This is a genomic window from Streptomyces mesophilus (genome assembly GCF_040300965.1).
Lineage (GTDB): Bacteria > Actinomycetota > Actinomycetes > Streptomycetales > Streptomycetaceae > Streptomyces > Streptomyces mesophilus_A.
The window spans coordinates 1-18,101 of the sequence record NZ_JBEPEW010000153.1 but is presented as its reverse complement, the minus strand read 5'-3'; the positions used below and the strand labels follow the sequence as shown (position 1 = coordinate 18,101).

Here is an 18,101-nt window from a genome sequence, read left to right as displayed (position 1 = left end):
GGACGAACTGACCCAGTCCGCGGTGGCGGTGGCCGAACGCAGCCGCGCCGAGAGCGCGGCCTGGCTCGACCTTCTGTGGCGGCGCACGCTGTTGGCGGTCTGGTGCCCGGCCGGCGCGCTGCTTCTGCTGCAGGCGCTGACCGCGATCGGCGCCGGCTGGACGACCGCGCGTACGGCGGGCATGCTCACCGCCCTCGTCGTCGCCGCGCTGCTCACCGCCGTCGCGCACCGGCACCGCGCACGCGGCGGCGTCCTGGCGCCCGTGATCGGCGAGGACAACCGTCTCTCCACCTCACGCGGCGTGGCCGGCGCCTGGGTGCTGCTCGCGGCGTACTCCGTCCTCTTCCTCGGCTGGGAACTCGCCTTCGCCGCCACACCGCGCGCGCGTGACACCCTGCTCGCCGGCCTCGAACCCGGGCGCAGCAGCGCCCTGTTGACGGTGACCGGCGTCGTCTGCCTGGTCGCCGTCCTTGTCCGTCGCACCGTCGCCGTCCGCGTCGCCGGGCAGGAGCTGCAGAAGGTCCGGGCCGACCGTCCGCGCGCCGGAGATCTCGTCACCGACGACGCCGGGCGCGGCGACTTCGCCGACGCCCAGTACGCGGTGATCAACGCGGCCGCCCTGCTCTTCGCCGCCGTCAGCCTCGCCCGCGACCCGGGCCGGCTGCCCGATCTGCCCTGGGGCCTCGCCCTGCTCGTGCTCCTGTCGACCGCCACGTATCTCGCCGGGAAGTACGCCGAGGGCGGGCGGCCGGTGATCCATTCGGTGGTACGGGCCCGGGAGGCCGGCGACCTCGACGCACCCATCCGTACCGGCGACGACATCGAGATCCGCGGCGCCGGCTTCGTGCCGCCCGGCGCGCAGAACCCCGACCGGCTCGCCCGGATGGTGGTGCGGATCGGGCCCGTCCACGTCCATGTCCCGCTGGTCCCGGTGCCCGGCGGCTTCACCAACCCGACCGATGCCGTGCTCACCGTGCCCGTACCGGCCGATGTGGAGCCGGGGCGGGTCGAGGTGCAGGTGGTCACGGCGGCGGGGGCCGAGACGAACCGCTGCGTCATCGACGTGACCGACTGACCTTCGGGTTCGATCCGGATCGAAGTGACCGACTGGCCCTCGGTTTCGTTCCGGACCGAAGTGACCGACTCGCCCTCGGTTTCGATCCGGCCGAGGTCTCGGTTGGATTGCCAACGCGTCGCGCCCACTGGTGAGCCGCTCGCAGCTGTCGTACGTATGGTCTGGTGACGGCATTTCGTTGAGTGGTCAACCGAGAGGCGGCGGCGATGGCGCACACCATGCGGACCGGTACGTACACGGACCCGGGCGGTGGCCGGGGGGACTGGCGCGACACCGCCTCGCGCTACGCCCTGCTGCCGCTGCGGATCTTCCTGGGCGTCACGTTCGTCTACGCGGGCCTCGACAAGCTCACCAGCTCGACCTTCCTGAAGGATTCGGGCAACGAGTCGATCGGCGACCAGATCCGCTTCCTGCAGCAGAGCGGCGACGTGGCGATCCCCAAGATGCTCGACCTGGCGGCCAACTCGCCCGTCGGCTTCGGCTATGCCATCGCGTTCGGTGAACTGGCCGTGGGCATCGGCACGTTGATCGGCCTGTTCGCGAGGATCGCCGCGCTCGGCGGCGCGCTGCTCTCGCTCAGCCTGTGGTTCACGATGAGCTGGTCGGCCACGCCCTACTACATGGGCAACGACCTTCCGTATCTGATGGCCTGGCTGCCGCTGATCCTGGCTGGGGCCTCGTACTGGTCGGTGGACGCCTGGCTGAGGCAGCGGCGGCGCGGGATGTAGCGGGTGGTCTCGGCCGGTGAGATGTGGAGGGGCGGCCTTGGGCGGGTGCGTTGCAGAGGGCTCCAGATGAGGCTCCCGATGACCGGCGAGAAGTAAGGGGTGGCCTCCGACCGGCGGGCCTGTCAGCATCCTCGGATGCACATACTCGCCGACGAACTCGGCCCTCTCTCCTACGACGTGGCGGGCACCGGAACCCCGGTCGTCCTCGTGCACGCCGGCATCGCCGACCACCGGATGTGGGACGCCGTCGTGCCCGCGCTCGCCGAGCGGCACACCGTCATCCGGTACGACCTGAGGGGTTTCGGCCAGTCCCCGCCGCCGAGCGGGCCGTTCCGCGAGACGGACGATCTGCGCAGGCTCCTCGACCACCTCGGCCACGAGAAGGTCCGCCTCGTGGGCGCCTCCTGGGGCGGCCGCGTCGCCCTGGACTTCGTCCTCGCCCACCCCGACCGGGTGCACTCGCTCGCCGTGCTGTCCGCGCCGTGGCGCGGGTACGGCTGGGGCGCCGAGATGATCGCGTACGACGAGGCGGAGACCGCTGCCCTGGAGGCGGGCGATCTGGACGCGGCGGTCGAGGTGAACCTGGACATGTGGGTACGCGGACCGGCCCGCGGCTGGACGGACGTCGCCGAAGGCCTCGCCGGTCAACTGCGCGGCCCGCTGCGGACGTCGCTCGAGAACCAGGACATCGTGGGCGAGCACTCGCAGGACCCGGTCGGCGGTGAACTCTCCGCCATCGCCGTGCCCACCCTGGTGGGCGTCGGCAAGCTCGATGTTGGCGACTTCCAGGACATCGCCCGGCGGTACGCGGCCGAGATCCCGGGGGCCGAGCTGGTCGAGTTCCCGACGGCCGCGCACCTCGTCGCGCTGGACGCGCCGGCCGAACTGGCCGCGGTACTGGGCCCGTTCCTCAGCCGGTAGGTGTCTTTTGCGTGGTGCGGTCGTCCGCGGGCGCGATCCCGCGGGCGCCGCGCCGCCTGCGTACGGCATAGGCGATGATCCCGGTGACCGAGGCGAGGAACAGGCCGAGCACCACGATCGGGATCACCGCGAACCACTCCGTGTCCCACCAGCCGGCCGCGTCCCCGCCGTAGGCGAGGGCCACCCCGCCCATCGTGAGGCCCGTGACCAGGCGGCCCGGCTGGAACGGGTGCAGCCACCGGCGCCGTTCGTCACTTCGCTGCACGGGTCACCTCCGCCTGGCCGAGCGCCACATCGAGCGTGAGGTCGATCGTGCCGCCGTCCTTCGCGTCGCCCGGCGGGCGCAGGACGATCGAGCGCCGCTGGTCGGGGGAGACGTCGATGTCGCCCCTCGCATGCCCTTCGGGCAGTTGGATGTCGCCCACGCCCACCTGTACGTCCGCCTTCACCGTCGCGTCGTAGGGGACGATCACCTTGATCCGGCCCGCGCCGATCTTGGAGCTGGTGGTGACCGTCTGGTCCTTCTTCAGATCGAGCTTGCTGAGGTCGAGCGTGCCTTCGCCCGAGCCGATGTCGTACGCCGGCCGCACGTCGGCGGCCGCGGTGGGCTGCCACTGCGTACGGACCCAGTTGGTGGTGATCTCCTTCGGAAGCGCCGAGGCGCCCGCGAGCAGTCCGGCGATGATCAGCGCGAGAAGCACCGAGCCCGCTCCCGTACGCCCGAAGAAGGAGCTGACCGCGATGCCGAGCGCGAGCACCGCGAGGGCGCAGGCCAGGCCCGCCGTCAGGGCGGTGCCGAGGGGCGGGTTGGCGCCCATTTCGTTGAGGGCGACCGCGGTGCCGGTGATGCCGGCGGCCAGCGTGAGCAGGAAGATCCAGCCGCCGATCCAGCGCGGTCCGCGGCGCGGGGCGAGGACCTGGGTGCTCCGGTCCGCGGGGTCCTTGGCGGGGAGCTCCACGCCGGCGAGTTCGGCGGGCCCCCACAGATACCCCGTACCGCCTTCGTGCGTGCCGTCCTTCACGATCGGGTCCCGCCACCACGACGGGCCGCGGGTGACCGGCGGCGCCTGGGTCTCGGGCGGTGCGTCGGCGGCGGCCTGTGCGGCCACCGGGTCCGGCGAGGGGGTGTCCTTGCGGCGCTCCTTCGACCAGTAGCCGGCGCCCGCGAGCAGGACGGCGAGTACGGAGGCGAAGGTCAGCACGCCCGCGTTGTTCACCATCGACAGCATCACGCCGGAGCCGACCAGGGCGAAGAGCAGCGCGGTCAGGGCCGGCCCGTCGACGCGGCCGGTCAGCATCCGGCGGGCCTCGTTCTCGTCCTCGCCGTCGGCGGGGATGAGCAGCCAGGCGAACCCGTAGAAGATCAGGCCGATACCGCCCACGGCGCCGAGCAGCGCCAGGACGATACGGAAGATCACCGGGTCCATGTCGCAGTGCCGGCCGAGGCCCGCGCAGACGCCGCCGAGCATCTTGTGCTCCCGGTCGCGGCGCAGCCGTGGCTGCGCTTCGGCCGCGGCCGCCTCGGCGCCGGCCGCCGCGGTGCCGGTCGTCCCGGTGCCGGGCACGGCGTCGGCCGGCTCCGCGGTCCGGGTGTCGTGCTGATCCGTCATGGGTTCCATGGTGGGGTCTCGGGGCCTTCGGCGGCAGGCGGGGCGACCCTGGTCGGACCCTGAGATTGTCCGTACGGGGCGGGGTGCGCGGTGGAGTACGGGGAGGTCTGGGCCCGGTCGAACGACGCCATTCGGGAGAGCCGCGCGGGCACGGATCAGGGGAGAGCGGTGCACGCCTGCATCCGGGAAGGCGCGACCGTATCCGGGAAGGCGCGACCGTATCCGGGACGGCGCCGCGCGGGCACGGATCAGGGACGTCTAGGGGCCGAACCCTGATGCCGGGGCCCCCGCCCTCGTGTGAGGATCGAACACATGCCAGCCGCAGCACCGCCCGCACAGGAACCGCAGCCGCTGCGCAAGCTCTACCGCAGTGGCGAAGGCCGCTGGCTCGGGGGAGTCGCGCGCGGACTCGCCGGACACCTCGGGCTGCCCGTTTTCTGGGTGCGGCTGATGTTCGTGGGCCTGTTCACGGCCAACGGTCTGGGCGCGCTCCTGTACGCCGCCTTCTGGTTCTTCGTGCCGCTCGGCGTCGGCGGAGTCACCGCCTCCGAGCGTCAGCACACCGTGACCACCGAGGTCGGTCCCGACGGACGGCGCAAGCTGGTCGTGCGGAAGATCGACAAGGGGCAGTTCATCGCCTTCATCGCGATGCTCGTGATCGCGATGGTCTTCGTCGGCACCGTCGACATGGGCGGCCCGGCCCGTGCGTACCTCTGGCCGACGCTCCTGGTCGCGGCGGGTGTCGCCCTGGTGTGGCGGCAGGCGGACAATGCGCGCCGCGCCCGCTGGGTGGCCGTCGGCCGCAAGCGCCGCACCCTGAACATCGCCCGCACCCTGGCCGGTGTCGTCCTCGTCGGCACGGGCGTGACCGCCATCTTCGTGCTGCAGAACTCGGCGCGTGAGCTGGGCTCGGTGCTGCAGGCGGCGCTCGCCGTGTTCGTCGGCATCGCGCTGCTCGCCGGCCCCTATCTCGTACGGATGACGCAGGACCTCTCCCAGGAGCGCCTGATGCGCATCCGTGCGCAGGAGCGGGCCGAAGTCGCCGCGCATGTACATGACTCGGTGCTGCACACCCTCACCCTGATCCAGCGCAATGCGGAGAATTCCTCGGAGGTACGACGCCTCGCCCGCGCTCAGGAGCGGGATCTGCGCAACTGGCTCTACAAGCCCGAGGGCACCGGCCGGATCGAGGAGCCGGAGACGTTCGCCGAAGCGGTGAAGATGGCGGCGGCCGAGGTCGAGGACAAACACGGAGTGCCGCTCGAGGTCGTCGTCGTGGGCGACTGCCCCCTTGACGAGAAACTGACCGCACAGATGCAGGCCGCGCGGGAAGCAATGGTGAACGCCGCCAAGTACGGTGGCGAGGGCGGGGCCGTCCAGGTCTACGCGGAGGTCGAGGGCCGCACGGTCTTCGTCTCGGTCCGCGACCGCGGACCGGGCTTCGATCTGGACTCCGTGCCGCAGGACCGGATGGGCGTACGGGAATCGATCATCGGCCGGATGCAGCGCCATGGCGGTACGGCGCGGCTGCGCGCGGTGCCGGACGGCGGCACCGAGGTCGAGCTGGAGATGGAGAGGGCGGAATCGTGAGCGACATGAACGAGCAGCCGGAGACCCTGGGCGCGGACGAGACCAAGGGCAGCGCTCGGCATGTCCGCGTCGTCCTCGTGGACGACCACCGGATGTTCCGCACCGGGGTCCAGGCCGAGATCGGCCGTACGGATGTGACGGGCGTCGAGGTGGTCGGCGAGGCGGCCGACGTCGACCAGGCGGTCACGGTCATCACGGCCACGCGCCCCGAGGTCGTACTCCTCGATGTGCATCTGCCGGGCGGCGGCGGCGCCGAAGTCCTGCGCCGCTGCGCCTCGTTGATGTCCGCGGCCGAGAACCCGGTCCGTTTCCTGGCCCTTTCGGTCTCGGACGCGGCCGAGGACGTCATCGGCGTGATCCGCGGCGGCGCCCGCGGCTATGTCACCAAGACGATCACCGGCACCGACCTGGTGGACTCCATCTTCCGCGTCCAGGACGGCGACGCGGTCTTCTCGCCGCGCCTGGCCGGCTTCGTCCTCGACGCCTTCGCGTCCACGGACGCCCCGCCGGTGGACGAGGACCTGGACCGTCTCACGCAGCGAGAGCGCGAGGTCCTGCGGCTGATCGCGCGCGGTTACGCCTACAAGGAGATCGCGAAGCAGCTCTTCATCTCGGTGAAGACGGTGGAGTCCCATGTCTCCGCCGTACTGCGCAAGTTGCAGCTGTCCAACCGACACGAACTGACGCGGTGGGCGACGGCGCGGCGGCTGGTCTGAGCCGTCTTCGGCAGCACGTGACGGTGCCTGCCGGCGGCAGGCACCGTACGCTCGCATCCTCCACGGGGTGTGACCCCTCAGTGCCCTGCCTGTCTTCCTACTTGACCTCGGTCGTGTAGACCGTGCAGGTCTCGCATCCCTTGTGCTGGGCCTTGCGGAACTTGCCGTTCGGGCTGGTGAGCATGATGTGGCCGTTGTCGTGACGCCAGGCTCCCCACGAGTCTCCGAGCACCCGGAGCCAGGCGTGCCCGGCGCATCCGTCGCCGCGCTTCCCGGTCGACGCCCATGTGTCGTAGACGTACCCCGTGTAGTTCGACCCGCAGCTCCGCGCCCACTTGATCTGGTTCCCGTAGTCGAGGATGACGTCGTCCGCCGTGGCGGTCGTCATCGTCAACATCAACGTGGCCGTGGACGCCCCCAGTACTGTCGCTATACGCCTACGCATCCGACTCCCCCTCCGTTGGCCGGGCCCCGACTGGCCCGCACCGGCCGGCTCCACACGCACCACGCAACCGCGCGATCATCGCGCGGCACCGGCCGGAGCGGCCACACTGCCAGGTTGTGCTCTGAAGGAGCACCTGAAAACTTGCAGGGTCGCGCTCGACCTTCGGTGGTACTCGCCGCCGAGCCAGGGCTGCCTCGTGGGGCTGCCTTCGTCGCGTACGCTCGGACGACGCCGCGCACCGACGACTGAGTTCCGACGCCTGAGTTCCGGCGCAGCAAAGAGCAAGCCGTCGCCGACACGAGGACTCATGAACCGTCGTATGGCCCAGGGGGCCTTGGCCGTTGGCTCGGTCGGAGTTCTGATCAACTGTGTGGACGTGATCATGGCGGGGCGCCCGGAGCCGTACCAGGCCCTGCCCGCAGTGATTGCTCTGGAAGCGGGTGCCGAACTGCTCAGGGCCCGACGGCCCAGGGCCGCGCGAGCCCTGCACGTCACCGGGTTGGTGCTGCTTGTCGTGGCCGGATCTGTCGCGGGGTTCGCGGCCTGGGCCGCCCTCCTCGGGAACGGGACCTACGACTGGCTGAACCTCGTCCTCGGAGTGGTGATGGTCGCGTACCTCGTCCTCAGCGCCGGCCGGCTGCGGGCCCGCCTACGGGGCGGACGCCCTACCGCGCCACGAACTGCGTCAGAATCGCCTGCACCTCATAGATATTGACCCCCTTCGTGAAGGTCTTCTGGATCGGCGTCCCGCTGCCCGAAACCCAGATCTTCAGCTCGGCGTCCAGGTCGAAGTGCCCCGCCGTCTCCACGGCGAAGTGCGTGATGCTGCGATACGGCAGCGAGTGGTACTCGACCTTCTTGCCGGTGAGCCCCTGCTTGTCGATCAGGATCATGCGCCGGTCCGTGAGCAGGATGGCGTCCCGTATCAACTGGTAGGCCCCGTAGATCTGTTCACCCTGCCCGAGCAGGCGTGCGTACTCCTGGGCTGCCTTGCCCGGGTCGATGGTGTGGGCGTTGCCGAACAGTGCCACGTGGGTCCCCGTCTGTAGTCCACCTTCTGGTGTTCAGTGAACGGGCCGGCTCGTACGTGAGTTCCCCAGCATCCCGAGCACCCATTGCCGGTGACCGTTGGCCTTGGCGACCCCGAGCAGCCCGGTGACCCACAGCAGGGTCCCGGCGCCGAGCGCGAGCACCGCCTCATAGCGGTTGTTCGCCGCATGCGTGCCGCCGAACGAGATCCACAGTCCGCCGATACACGGCACGAGCGAGAGCAGCAGCCAGGCGAGGCTGAGCCCGGGCGACCGCAGCGCGCGTACGGACTGCCGTTCCTCGTCCAACTCGATCCATTCCTCGCTCAGTTCGCGAACGCGACGATCGTTGCGCGCCCCACGCACCACGATGATCACCGCCGGTACGAGGGCGGCTAGTCCGAGCAGCGCGCACACCGGCCCCAGGACGAACCCCATCACGTCCCCCGACCCCAGCCACAGCAGTGGCATGCACAACATCACCCAGCCGAACAACGCGAGCACCCCCGTCAGCCACAACAGCACCAGCCGTCCGAGCCCCAGCCCACCTCCCTGCAGCGCCTGCAGTGCACGGGAGCGGTCGGCGAGCAGCGCGGCCCGGTCCGGCCAGGTGGCCAAGTGGGCGGGTGGGGGCGGAGGAGGGAGAGGCATGGCGTCCGCTACTGGGTCGGGGGCGTGGTCGGCCCTCGACGCTACCCGGTGGCCTGGACGAGGTGCGCGACAGTGATCGAATACACAGCGGACACCGTTCCGAACGACTGATCGTCCTGTCGGTCGCTGTTGCTAGTGTGACTGAAGTGGCCGACGGGGGCCCGGAATTGACATTGAACGACCACGGGGGACGTGATGAGCGGCGAAGGCGGACAGCCACGTCTGCGCGCATCGGGCGACCGGCTGACCAAGCTCGCCGATGACCTCGACGACATGCAGACCTACCTGGACAAGCAGGTCAAGCGCATGGACGCGATCGTCGACAGCATCGAGGCGGGCTGGCAGGGGCCGGCGGCCAAGGCGTACCGGGATCTGCACAGAGGTGCGGCGGAGGACGCGGTACGGATCCGGATGGTGATCCAGCGACTTGAGCAGGCCGTACGCCTGAGCCGCGACGGGTTCTCGGAACGCGACCTGGACATCATGGAGCGCCTGCGCCAGATCCAGACCCAGACGGATGTGCAGGCGGAGGCGGCCGAGCTGTCGACGCCCCACACTCAGCCGCCGGCCGCTCCGCAAAGCCGGCTGTCGGATCTCTAGGCACTGCGGGGGAAACGGGGAGACATGATGGACGACGAGCACATAACAGTCGACTTCGCGACGCTGCAACGTCTTTCGGGCGACCTTGAGGACATCCTCAAGAACCTCAACGAGCAGCTGGATCTGCTGTACGGCCGTGCCGAGAAGGTCGTCCTGACCTGGGAGGGCGAGGCCCGCGAGGTCTTCATCGACGAGCTCGACAAGTGGGACCACTCCGCCGACGACCTGCGGGCGGCGCAGCGGTGGCTGCAGGACGTCGTCACCAACGGGCACATCAACTATGCGGCGGCGCATCAGGCCGTGCTGCGGGGCTGGGGGGCCGCTTGATGGCCACACCACCTCCCTCTCCTGCGGCGAACGGGGGCTTCGACGTCCAGCCGGTGCACGTCCACCATGCTTCCGATCTGGTGAAGGACGCCCAATTCGCCCATTCCGACCGGGCGTTCGCGCTCGTCGACGTACTGAACAAGTACAACCAGTCCGCGGGCACCGGCCGTGGCGCGGACGCGTTCGCGGACGCCTACCAGGAGGTGCTCGCGAAGTTCCTCGAGGCGTGGGCGCGCAGTGTGGTCAGCGTCGGCGGGGCGTCCGTGGGCCTGAACCACACCGCCAACCACTACGTGCTGGCCGAATGGGAGGCCGCAGGACGCAAAGGCACACAGCCGTCCCGCAGGCCGGAGCCGGTGGTCATCACCAAGGCCCGCTACGGGCCGGTCAACCCCGTCAAATGGTCGGGCACCGGGGAGGACGTCGACTCCTGGTGGATCTCCGGAGTGATCGGTGAGTTCCCCGACCTCCTTGCCGATCTCATCCGGCCCGCCATCGAGAAGGGCCTGCGTCTCGGCAAGGTGCACGAGATCACCCCGGGCATCAAGGAGGACGAAGTCCGGGACATGGCCAAGGCGTGGCGGAAGGCCGGCTCCGACGCCGACAAGGCCTCCGACGAGTGCAACGCCGCCATCGCCGGGATCACCAACCCCAGGGACCGGGGCGAGTGGCAGGCGGCCATGCGGACCTTCGGTCAGACGATCTGGGGCACCACGGCTTGGGGCCGGCAGCTGGACGAGACGGGAGCACGGAGCCAGACGGGACGCCAGTGGCGTACCAGCAAGGACGTCACGCCGGACAAGAGGCGTCCCATCGTCGACGTACTGAAGAAGACAGCGGACGAGATCGCGAAGATCCTCGAGCATCTCTGCGACGTCGGCGACAAGACCACCGCGTTCACGAGCCAGGCGGGCATCAACGCGGCGAAGGCCACGGCTTCGGAGCTCACCGAGTTGAGCTTCTCGAACCTGACGAAACTGGCGGTGGGCGGGATCGTCGGGCGGATCGTGCTCTCGTTCCGGTCCCATATGGACAAGCAAGGGTGCGACAGGGTCGTCGAGGAGTACCACCGGGAGTTCACCGAGGCCGCGGGCCAGATCAAGGCCCTGCTCCCGGAGCTCGAGATCGCGATCACGAGTGCCCCGACCTACCAGGCCGAGATCGCCCGCGCCCACAGCTTCGGTGCCCGCTCGCTCAACGAGTTCAAGAAGGAACACCGGTGGCAGATCGGCGGGGAGAGCCCCTTCCCGTACATGTACTCGCTGGACCTGGCATCGAACGAGGGGCTGAACGGCGCCCACACCGTCGACAAGCATGTGGGCAAGACAGATGAGCAGCTCGTGCAGCGGATCAAGGACGAGCAGCGCGCGAACGGCAAGTTCAACATCCTCAATGCGTCGTCCTTCGCCGACCTGGAATCAGCGCAGAAATACACGCAGTACAACATTCGCGAGAACACCACCGAGATTCAGGACTGGCTGAAGAATCCGCCGCCCAACCCGCCGACCAAGTCCTTTACGGTGTCCGAAGTGACCGGGCAGGGCCCGCTCGCGGGGAATGCCGTGACGGGAACCACCGTGGCGGTCGACGACACGACCGGCGTGATCCAGCCCGCCAGGGAGGCGCACGGGGTGACCACCAAGCTCAAATACGACCCCGACCTCGACCCGCCGTTCGTCGTCTACACCTCGGCGCCTGAGTGATGGAGCACATGATGCAGGAAGACGGGCTCGACAATCGGACCTGGTCGGACGCGCTCAAGCTGTACGAATGGCTCTCCACGTTCGTCGCCGTCGCTCCGCGGGGGCACGACGAATGGTGGCTCGACGCCGGGGCGGTCATGCGTCTCGAGACCCGGGACCCGCGCGGCTGGGAATCCATCGATCCCTTCGAGGGCGAGGAAGAGCGTCTGGGGGACCCGCTGTACCCGTGGCTGGAGACGCCCTCCACCGTTGCGGATGTGGAGCGCTACCGGTCATTGGTGTGGGAACTCCCGCGAAGGGCCGTAACGCCACTGCTCGTCCTGCTCGGCGTCGGAATCAGGGCGGACCTCACCAAGACACCGGGGTGGGAGGAGCACAGGCAGGAGCGGGAGCGGCGAGCGGCTGTGATTCTGTCGCGATTTCCCGACAGCACCCGCTTCTATACGAACCTCGAATGGAAGCCTGATCGCCCCGACTTCTATCGACAGCCCAGCCGGGGGTGGAACCCCTTCAGCGGATACGACTGGGACGCCGGTCTGATCGCCGTGAATGACGACGAGGTCGCCGTGTTCTGGAACTTCCAGAACACCTGACCCCCGAGCCGAACCGGAAAGCCGCATGCTGACCAGATCCGCCACCTACCCCGACCGCGAAACCGCCCACTGGGCCACCCAGCAGGTCGTCACCCGCAACGAACAGGCCATCCACCGCTGGCTCGCCCAGGGCACCCGTCCCCGCCTCACCATCGAGGCAGCATGGCCCTCCCGTGACGAGCCCGTGGGCCGCGTCCTGCTCCAGGCGATGATGCTGGCCGGCCGCGACCCCGTGGACGTCCGTGCCGCCCGTGTCGTGCTGAGGCGCGAGCCGGGCAGCCCGCACGGCTTCGTCGTGGCCACCACCGTCCCGATCTACCTGTAGAGGCCCGAGCGACCCATGCCCATGAAGCCCCTCGAATTCGACCGCCGCTACGGCGAGTTGGACCAGGTGATCAGCGCGTACCTCGGCATGCCCGCCGACGACGAGCCGGACAAGCCGAGCGAGGCCCTCCAGGCGTACCTCCGCCACACCTGGCACACCCGCCCCTGGGCCCTGGCCACCGCGGAGCAGCAGATCCGCGAGTATGCCCGCAACCCCCCGGGCCGCCTGCGCCTGAGCCTCGGCGAGTTCTACCCCGTCCCCGACGTGGGTCTGCCCGAATCGGCCATCCAGGACTGGCTGTTCACGATCGCCGACCACATCAAGGTGAGCATCGAAACCGGTTCGGTCCCACCGACCTCCGTGCCCCGCACCCACTGGGAATGGCGCGCCCGCTTCCCCGAACTCGGCCAGTTCCTCGGCGGCTGGTTCTCCCAGGACATGCCGGACGAGTTCCCGGACCATGACGCGGCGGTACGCGACTACACCGACGCCACCGACCGGCACGTGGTCGCCCGCCTGGCAGGCGAACTGCGCGAACTTCTCACGCTCGACCTCGACGAATCCGACTACGCCCTCGCCGTAGCGGAGTTGGGGATGGAGGTCGATCCGCCGCAGCCGTACAGCCCGAGCGGCTGGCTGGCGCTGGTCGCACAGCAACTCGGTGAGCCCCGGGCCGACTACGGTCCGCCTCCGCAGGGCGACTGAGTCGTGGTGGAACCGGACCGCGGTCCCTCCCGGGCCCGGTGGGAGAGCGCCGTGCGGGCAGTCCTCGGTGCCTGCGACTTCGTATCTGTGGGCCCGCGACGGCGGGAGGACTGGGCACAGGACGTGGCCGCCGTCATGGCCAGGGAGGTCGTAGACCCCCGCCGCTGGCCGGGCGTGGATCTCTGGCCTCCGGCGGCGCGGCCGAGCGGAGCCCGGCCGACGTACCCCTTCGTGCCGTACAAGGCCGACGAGCTGCGCCTGTACCTGCACCCCGTGGAGCCGGTCCCCGCTGCGTGGCGGCTCGTCTCCCTGCTCGATGTGTGGTTCGAGGCAGGCAACATCCCCGATATCGAGTCGCGCAAGGACGAGCTCCTGTGCGAGGCCCATTGTGTGCTGGAGCGCTTCGGTCTCGATGCCGCGTTCTACACGAACTTCGACGACCATTACGTCGGGGTCGACCGCAACCCGATGAGTCCGCAGGGCTCCCTCGACTGCCTCGGCGAACTCGACATCGACTGTGGGCTGGTGGCGGTGTCTCACGACGAGGTCGGTGTCTTCTGGACGTTCACGGAGCTGTGAACGCCGCGTTCCGTGTCACAGACCGAATGGCTCTCTCGTCCCGTACGCGACAACGCATCGCGAACGCAGGAGAGATCATGCACACCGCCCTCTGGATCGTCACCGCCCTGCTCGCCGCCGCCTACTTCTTCGGTGGTGCCGGCAAGGTGGTCCTCGCCAAGGAACGGATCCACGCCTTCGGTCCCAGCGCCCACTGGACCGAGGACTTCAGTGAGGCGGGCGTCAAAGGCATCGGAGCCGTCGAGGTGCTTGCCGCGGTCGGGCTGGTCCTGCCCGCCGTGACCGATATCGCGCCCGTACTCGTGCCCGTCGCGGCTGTCGGGATCATGGTGCTGATGACGGGGGCCGCCGTCGTGCGGTTCAGGCGCAAGGAGTTCAAGCTCGTGGCCGTCGACCTCGTGTACCTCGCCCTCGCCGCCTTCGTGGCCTGGGGGCGCTTCGGGCCGGAGGCCTTCTGAGGCCGGCGGGCGTTGTGAGGCCGGCGGGCGTTGTGAGGCCGACGGGGGTTCTGAGGCCGGCGGCCCCCGCCGGCCCCAACCCGCACCGCACCCCGCGGCGTCACGTCACCCGCGTAGCCCCCGCGAACGGCATGGAGTCCACCGGTGCCAGCCGCACCGGCGCGGACGGGTTCGGCGCGTGGATCATCTGTCCACCGCCCACGTACAGACCCACGTGGCTGATGCCCGAGTAGAAGAACACCAGGTCGCCCGGGGCGAGTTCGGAGCGTGAGACCCGCTGGCCCGCGTTGATCTGCGTATAGGTCGTACGGGGGAGTGAGACGCCCGCCGAGCGGTACGCCGCCTGTGTCAGGCCCGAGCAGTCGAAGGCGCTCGGGCCCGAGGCCCCCCACACGTAGGGGCTGCCCAGTGCGCCGTACGCGAAGGAAACGGCTTGTGCGGCACGGGCGTTGGGAGCCTTGAGCGAACCGCGCGGCATCTCGCGCGAGGCGCGCTCGCCGGATGCGCCGTCGGCGTAGGAGGCCTGCTGGGCGGGGGAGAGCGTGGCGAGCAGCTCGCGGGCCTTGTCCAGCTTGCCGTTGATCTCGGCCTTGCGCTGCTTCAACGTCGCCTGGTGCTCCCGCAGTTCGTCGAGCCGCCGGGCCGCCTCGCTGCGCAGCTGCTCGATCTCGCGCAGGTCGTCCCGTACACCCTCGATGGCCGAGGCCTGTCGGCCCGCCGTCTGCGCGGCGAGCGAGGCACTGTCGAGGAACTCCTGCGGATCGGATGCGAGGGCCAGCTGCATCGTGGGGTCGATCCCGCCGGAACGGTACTGCTCGGTGGCCGCATGACCGAGCGCCGTACGCGCCTCGTTCAGCTTGTCGCTCTTGCGGGCGGCCTCGTCCTGCAGCTCGTTGATCGCGCCGCGGGCCTTGTGGGCCTTCTCCCGCGCCCCGTTGTACTTCTCGGTGGCGACCTCCGCCTCGTGGTAGAGCTTGTCGACCTTCGCCTTCACCTGGGCCGGGGTGAGCCGGGGCTCCGCCTGTCCCGAACCCTCGAAGAGGGTCGTGGACGCGGCGCCGGCCAGAGCCAGGGTCAGTGCGGTCCGTGCCGTATTGCCGGTGATCGAGCCGGTGAGCGAACGCGGTTTGGGCTTGCGATGCGCGGCCAACCTCAGACACTTCCTTACGCGTCCGGCGGCGGCCCGCACAGGGGGAGCGGGTCGCCGCCGGACCTCTCGGCGGTAGTGACCGACTGCCGTCCGGATCCTGCTCGGGCGGCGGTGGGGAGCCGGTCACTGGGCAAGGACGCTAAACCTCTCCGTCACGGGGTGGTGACGGAAAGTGCGGAAGTGGCCTCGTGTGCCGGGATGCTGACCGCATCTGACCGCGCGCGAGATGCTGCGTGCCAGAGAGACTCGGAGAGCTGACCGATACGCCCGAAGCGCCGGTTCACGAGCGGGTGATGTGCTACGGCCCCGGACACAGGAGGCGTTCGCGCACCCTCTAGGCTCCGGGCCATGGACGTACTCATCAACGTGTTCGTCGCGCTGCACATCATCGGCATCGCCTCGCTGCTCGGCGGTTTCCTCACGCAGATGAAGGCGATGGGTGAAGGCGCCGCGCGCTTCACCCCGGCGATGCTGCACGGCGCGCTCACCATGCTGGTCACGGGCGTGGCCCTGGTCGGCCTCAACCAGGCCGACGACCAGACCGTGAACAACATCAAGATCGGTGTGAAGCTCGCCGTCCTGATCGTGATCCTCGGTCTCGTCTATGTGAAGCGTGACGAGGAGAAGGTCGACAAGCCGATGTTCGCGGCGGTCGGTGCCCTGACCACCGCGAACATCTTCATCGCGACCCTGTGGACGTAAGTCGCGCCCTCCGGACCCGATGACCCGCTACGCCGGGCGTACGACGCTGTGGATCGGCATGTAGTAGATCGACTCGACCCGCACGTTGGCGCCCGGCTTCGGCGCGTGGATCATCTCGCCGTTGCCGATGTAGATGCCCACATGGCTGATGTCGTCGTAGAAGAACACCAGGTCACCGGGCTTGGCGTTGTCGACGCTCACCGTCGTGCCGACCTTCACCTGGTCCCAGGTGGTGCGCGGCAGTGAGATCCCCGCCTGCGCCCAGGCCTTCTGCGTGAGGCCGGAGCAGTCGTACGAGTCGGGGCCTGCCGCTCCCCATACGTACGGCTTGCCGATCTGGGTCTCCGCGAACGCGATCACCTTCTCGGCCTTGGCCGCGTAGGCGTCACCGGAGTCGGCGGCGGGCGGATCGGCCGGCTCCTCGGCGGCCTCCTCCTGTGCGGCCTCTTCCTTGGCGGCCGCCTCGGCCGCCGCCTTGCGCTTGGCCTCTTCCTCGGCGGCCTGCTTACGGGCCAGCTCCTCGGCCTTGCGCTTGGCCTCGGCCTCCCGCTTGCGCTCCAGCTCGGCGAGGCGCTGCTTCTCCTCCTCCGTCAGCTTGGAGAGCAGCTCGCGCGCCTCGCCCAGCTTCTTCTGCACGTCCTGCTTGCTGGTCTTGAGGTCGCTCTCGGACTCGGAGAGCTGCGCGAGGGAGTCGGTGGCCTCGTCCCGCTTGTCGTTCGCCTGCGTCTGGAGCGACTTGAAGTCCTCGACGGCCTTCTGCTGCTGGCCGGAGAGCCGCCCCATCAGCTGGCGCTGCGCGAAGTAGTCGTCGGGGTTGTCCGAAAGGAGAAGTACCGCGGTGTCGGATGAGGTTCCGTTGCGGTACTGCGCGGCCGCGATCTGGCCGAGCTCGCGCCGGGCGTCGTTCACCTTCTCGGTGCGCTGGGCGACCTCGTCCTGGAGGTCGTTCAGCTTGTCGCGCTGCTGGTCGGACTTCTCCTTGGCCAGGTTGTACTTCTGGGTGGCGGTGCCGGCCTCGCGGTAGAGATCGTCGACTTTCTTCTGCACCTCCTCGAGGGAGGGCTTGTCGGGCTCGGCGGGCGCGGCGTTCGCGGTCTGCGCCAGCAGCGCCACGGAGGTCAGCGCGGCCGAGGTGATCCCGACGGCATGCGAGGTACGTATTCGACTGGTCCGCGGCTTGCGGTGCGACGCCAAGACCGGCGCTCCTTCCAGTTGGCGCCTACCGGGTTAGCTGTCGGGTTCGGGCGGTATGGAAGGTCTGCCCTACGGGACGTTGGGGGCGTCCCGATTCACCCCAGGTGTTGGGTGGGTCCCCGGCTCCGGATCGCCTCTGCGGCGCCCCGGACTCAGCGCAGGCCACGCGGTCCCGGCGATGGTCGCCGGCGGGGGTACGAGCGGCCCGGAAGCACGCTAGCCAACTCGTGTGGCTGCTGTGAAGGTTGATGTGCGATATGCCCGATACATTTTCGTGACCTTGATGACTCCGCGCCGGCGCCACCGTCCACTATGTCTTCGCTTGTCACCACAACAGGAGTTTTGCCGAGGCGTCTTGGCCTGTGACGCCATGCCTCCCCGATGCCTCCAGCGGTTCCTCCTGCAAACCCTCCGGTAATCTGACGCTTTCCCCACAAGGAGTTGCGTAAGTGGAGTTCCGGCTGCTCGGAGCGGTTTCCGTCGCCACCGAGACCGGTGAACTGCCACTCGGCCCCGCCAAGCGGCGCAGCCTGCTCGCCGCGCTGCTGCTGCGGCCCAACCACCCGGTCCCCGTGGACCAGTTGACGGCCGCGCTGTGGGACCACGAGCCGCCGACGCGGGCCCGGAGCGTGATCCAGGGCCATGTGTCCCGGCTGCGGGCCCTGTTCGCGGGGGTGGAAGCGGACGTGTACGGGGTCGAACTGCTCACACAGGGCACGGCGTACGTGCTGCGCATGCCGGAGAGCCTCCTGGACGCCCACCGCTTCGAGGAGCTGGTGGCGCTGGCCCGCGGCCAGCGCACTCCGGCCGACGCCGTGGCGATGTACCAGGAGGCCCTTTCGCTGTGGCAGGGGCCCGCCCTGACCGGAGCGCACCCGAGCCCGCCGCTGCAGGCCGCCGCGCACGCCCTCGAGGAACTGCGGCTCGCCTCCGTGGAACTGCTGGCCGCCGAGTACACACGGCTCGGCGAGCACGCGCGGGCCGCTGCCGTGCTGCGCGCG

At 69.6% G+C, this 18,101-nt stretch carries 22 protein-coding genes and 1 riboswitch; of the genes, 15 read left to right on the top strand and 7 right to left on the bottom strand.

Annotation, left to right across the window (positions count from 1 at the left end; all coding sequences use genetic code 11):
* The 3 genes from ABT367_RS34570 to ABT367_RS34560 form a co-directional block, all read left to right on the top strand.
* A partial coding sequence (locus ABT367_RS34570; protein ID WP_352257243.1) for a hypothetical protein occupies positions 1–1,075 on the top strand: 1,075 nt, incomplete at its 5' end.
* 206 nt (positions 1,076–1,281) lie between these two features.
* On the top strand, positions 1,282–1,803 hold the full coding sequence (locus ABT367_RS34565; protein ID WP_352257242.1) for a DoxX family protein: 522 nt from the start codon (positions 1,282–1,284) through the stop codon (positions 1,801–1,803).
* Positions 1,804–1,938: 135 nt separating this feature from the next.
* Complete coding sequence (locus tag ABT367_RS34560) at positions 1,939–2,724, top strand: alpha/beta fold hydrolase (RefSeq protein WP_352257241.1); 786 nt, start codon at positions 1,939–1,941, stop codon at positions 2,722–2,724.
* On the opposite strand, the gene ABT367_RS34555 is transcribed toward ABT367_RS34560, so the two are convergent.
* Positions 2,714–2,989: a hypothetical protein gene (locus ABT367_RS34555; RefSeq protein WP_352257240.1), complete on the bottom strand. Its 276-nt coding sequence runs from the start codon at positions 2,987–2,989 to the stop codon at positions 2,714–2,716. The genes ABT367_RS34560 and ABT367_RS34555 overlap by 11 nt on opposite strands.
* Positions 2,976–4,334: a PspC domain-containing protein gene (locus ABT367_RS34550; protein WP_352257239.1), complete on the bottom strand. Its 1,359-nt coding sequence runs from the start codon at positions 4,332–4,334 to the stop codon at positions 2,976–2,978. The genes ABT367_RS34555 and ABT367_RS34550 overlap by 14 nt, the downstream gene beginning before the upstream one ends.
* A 312-nt stretch (positions 4,335–4,646) precedes the next feature.
* Between ABT367_RS34550 and ABT367_RS34545 the strand changes: the two genes are divergently transcribed.
* Together ABT367_RS34545 and ABT367_RS34540 are read left to right on the top strand one after the other, a co-directional pair.
* A complete protein-coding gene (locus tag ABT367_RS34545) occupies positions 4,647–5,924 on the top strand; it encodes an ATP-binding protein (protein WP_352257238.1) in 1,278 nt (425 codons plus the stop codon).
* Between the two features lie 5 nt (positions 5,925–5,929).
* Positions 5,930–6,640 carry a LuxR C-terminal-related transcriptional regulator gene (locus ABT367_RS34540; protein WP_199550651.1) on the top strand — a complete coding sequence of 237 codons (711 nt, stop codon included), beginning with the start codon at positions 5,930–5,932 and terminating at the stop codon, positions 6,638–6,640.
* Positions 6,641–6,737: 97 nt separating this feature from the next.
* Here the strand turns inward: ABT367_RS34540 and ABT367_RS34535 are convergent, their stop codons facing one another.
* The 3 genes from ABT367_RS34535 to ABT367_RS34525 all read right to left on the bottom strand — a co-directional run bounded on the left by ABT367_RS34535 (position 6,738) and on the right by ABT367_RS34525 (position 8,764).
* On the bottom strand, positions 6,738–7,028 hold the full coding sequence (locus tag ABT367_RS34535; protein ID WP_352257237.1) for a hypothetical protein: 291 nt from the start codon (positions 7,026–7,028) through the stop codon (positions 6,738–6,740).
* 722 nt (positions 7,029–7,750) lie between these two features.
* Positions 7,751–8,116: a PH domain-containing protein gene (locus tag ABT367_RS34530; protein ID WP_352257236.1), complete on the bottom strand. Its 366-nt coding sequence runs from the start codon at positions 8,114–8,116 to the stop codon at positions 7,751–7,753.
* Between the two features lie 33 nt (positions 8,117–8,149).
* Positions 8,150–8,764 carry a hypothetical protein gene (locus ABT367_RS34525; RefSeq protein WP_352257235.1) on the bottom strand — a complete coding sequence of 205 codons (615 nt, stop codon included), beginning with the start codon at positions 8,762–8,764 and terminating at the stop codon, positions 8,150–8,152.
* Positions 8,765–8,959: 195 nt separating this feature from the next.
* Between ABT367_RS34525 and ABT367_RS34520 the strand changes: the two genes are divergently transcribed.
* The 8 genes from ABT367_RS34520 to ABT367_RS34485 all read left to right on the top strand — a co-directional run bounded on the left by ABT367_RS34520 (position 8,960) and on the right by ABT367_RS34485 (position 14,054).
* Positions 8,960–9,364 carry a WXG100 family type VII secretion target gene (locus ABT367_RS34520; protein WP_352257234.1) on the top strand — a complete coding sequence of 135 codons (405 nt, stop codon included), beginning with the start codon at positions 8,960–8,962 and terminating at the stop codon, positions 9,362–9,364.
* A gap of 24 nt (positions 9,365–9,388) precedes the next feature.
* The gene (locus ABT367_RS34515) at positions 9,389–9,691 is read left to right on the top strand and encodes a WXG100 family type VII secretion target (RefSeq protein WP_352257233.1); all 303 of its coding nucleotides are present in this window, start codon (positions 9,389–9,391) and stop codon (positions 9,689–9,691) included.
* Positions 9,691–11,394, top strand: a complete 1,704-nt coding sequence (locus ABT367_RS34510) for an RNase A-like domain-containing protein (protein ID WP_352257232.1) — start codon at positions 9,691–9,693, stop codon at positions 11,392–11,394. Before ABT367_RS34515 ends, ABT367_RS34510 begins: the two co-directional genes overlap by 1 nt.
* A gap of 8 nt (positions 11,395–11,402) precedes the next feature.
* Entirely contained in the window at positions 11,403–11,987 is a 585-nt protein-coding gene (locus tag ABT367_RS34505; protein WP_352257231.1) for a hypothetical protein, read from the top strand.
* 25 nt (positions 11,988–12,012) lie between these two features.
* Positions 12,013–12,312, top strand: a complete 300-nt coding sequence (locus ABT367_RS34500) for an RNase A-like domain-containing protein (RefSeq protein ID WP_352257230.1) — start codon at positions 12,013–12,015, stop codon at positions 12,310–12,312.
* A gap of 15 nt (positions 12,313–12,327) precedes the next feature.
* A complete protein-coding gene (locus ABT367_RS34495; RefSeq protein ID WP_352257229.1) occupies positions 12,328–13,017 on the top strand; it encodes a contact-dependent growth inhibition system immunity protein in 690 nt (229 codons plus the stop codon).
* Between the two features lie 51 nt (positions 13,018–13,068).
* Entirely contained in the window at positions 13,069–13,596 is a 528-nt protein-coding gene (locus ABT367_RS34490; protein ID WP_352257228.1) for a hypothetical protein, read from the top strand.
* A 77-nt stretch (positions 13,597–13,673) separates the two neighbouring features.
* On the top strand, positions 13,674–14,054 hold the full coding sequence (locus ABT367_RS34485) for a DoxX family protein (protein WP_352257227.1): 381 nt from the start codon (positions 13,674–13,676) through the stop codon (positions 14,052–14,054).
* A gap of 100 nt (positions 14,055–14,154) precedes the next feature.
* On the opposite strand, the gene ABT367_RS34480 is transcribed toward ABT367_RS34485, so the two are convergent.
* A complete protein-coding gene (locus ABT367_RS34480; protein WP_352257226.1) occupies positions 14,155–15,204 on the bottom strand; it encodes a C40 family peptidase in 1,050 nt (349 codons plus the stop codon).
* Between the two features lie 348 nt (positions 15,205–15,552).
* Here ABT367_RS34480 and ABT367_RS34475 point away from each other — a divergent pair, with 348 nt between their 5' ends.
* Complete coding sequence (locus ABT367_RS34475; protein WP_352257225.1) at positions 15,553–15,906, top strand: hypothetical protein; 354 nt, start codon at positions 15,553–15,555, stop codon at positions 15,904–15,906.
* A gap of 27 nt (positions 15,907–15,933) precedes the next feature.
* On the opposite strand, the gene ABT367_RS34470 is transcribed toward ABT367_RS34475, so the two are convergent.
* Positions 15,934–17,100: a C40 family peptidase gene (locus ABT367_RS34470; protein ID WP_352257224.1), complete on the bottom strand. Its 1,167-nt coding sequence runs from the start codon at positions 17,098–17,100 to the stop codon at positions 15,934–15,936.
* Positions 17,101–17,106: 6 nt separating this feature from the next.
* A riboswitch (cyclic di-AMP (ydaO/yuaA leader) is annotated at positions 17,107–17,268 on the bottom strand.
* A 281-nt stretch (positions 17,269–17,549) separates the two neighbouring features.
* Here ABT367_RS34470 and ABT367_RS34465 point away from each other — a divergent pair.
* On the top strand, positions 17,550–18,101 hold a 552-nt coding region (locus tag ABT367_RS34465; protein WP_352257223.1), incomplete at its 3' end, for an AfsR/SARP family transcriptional regulator.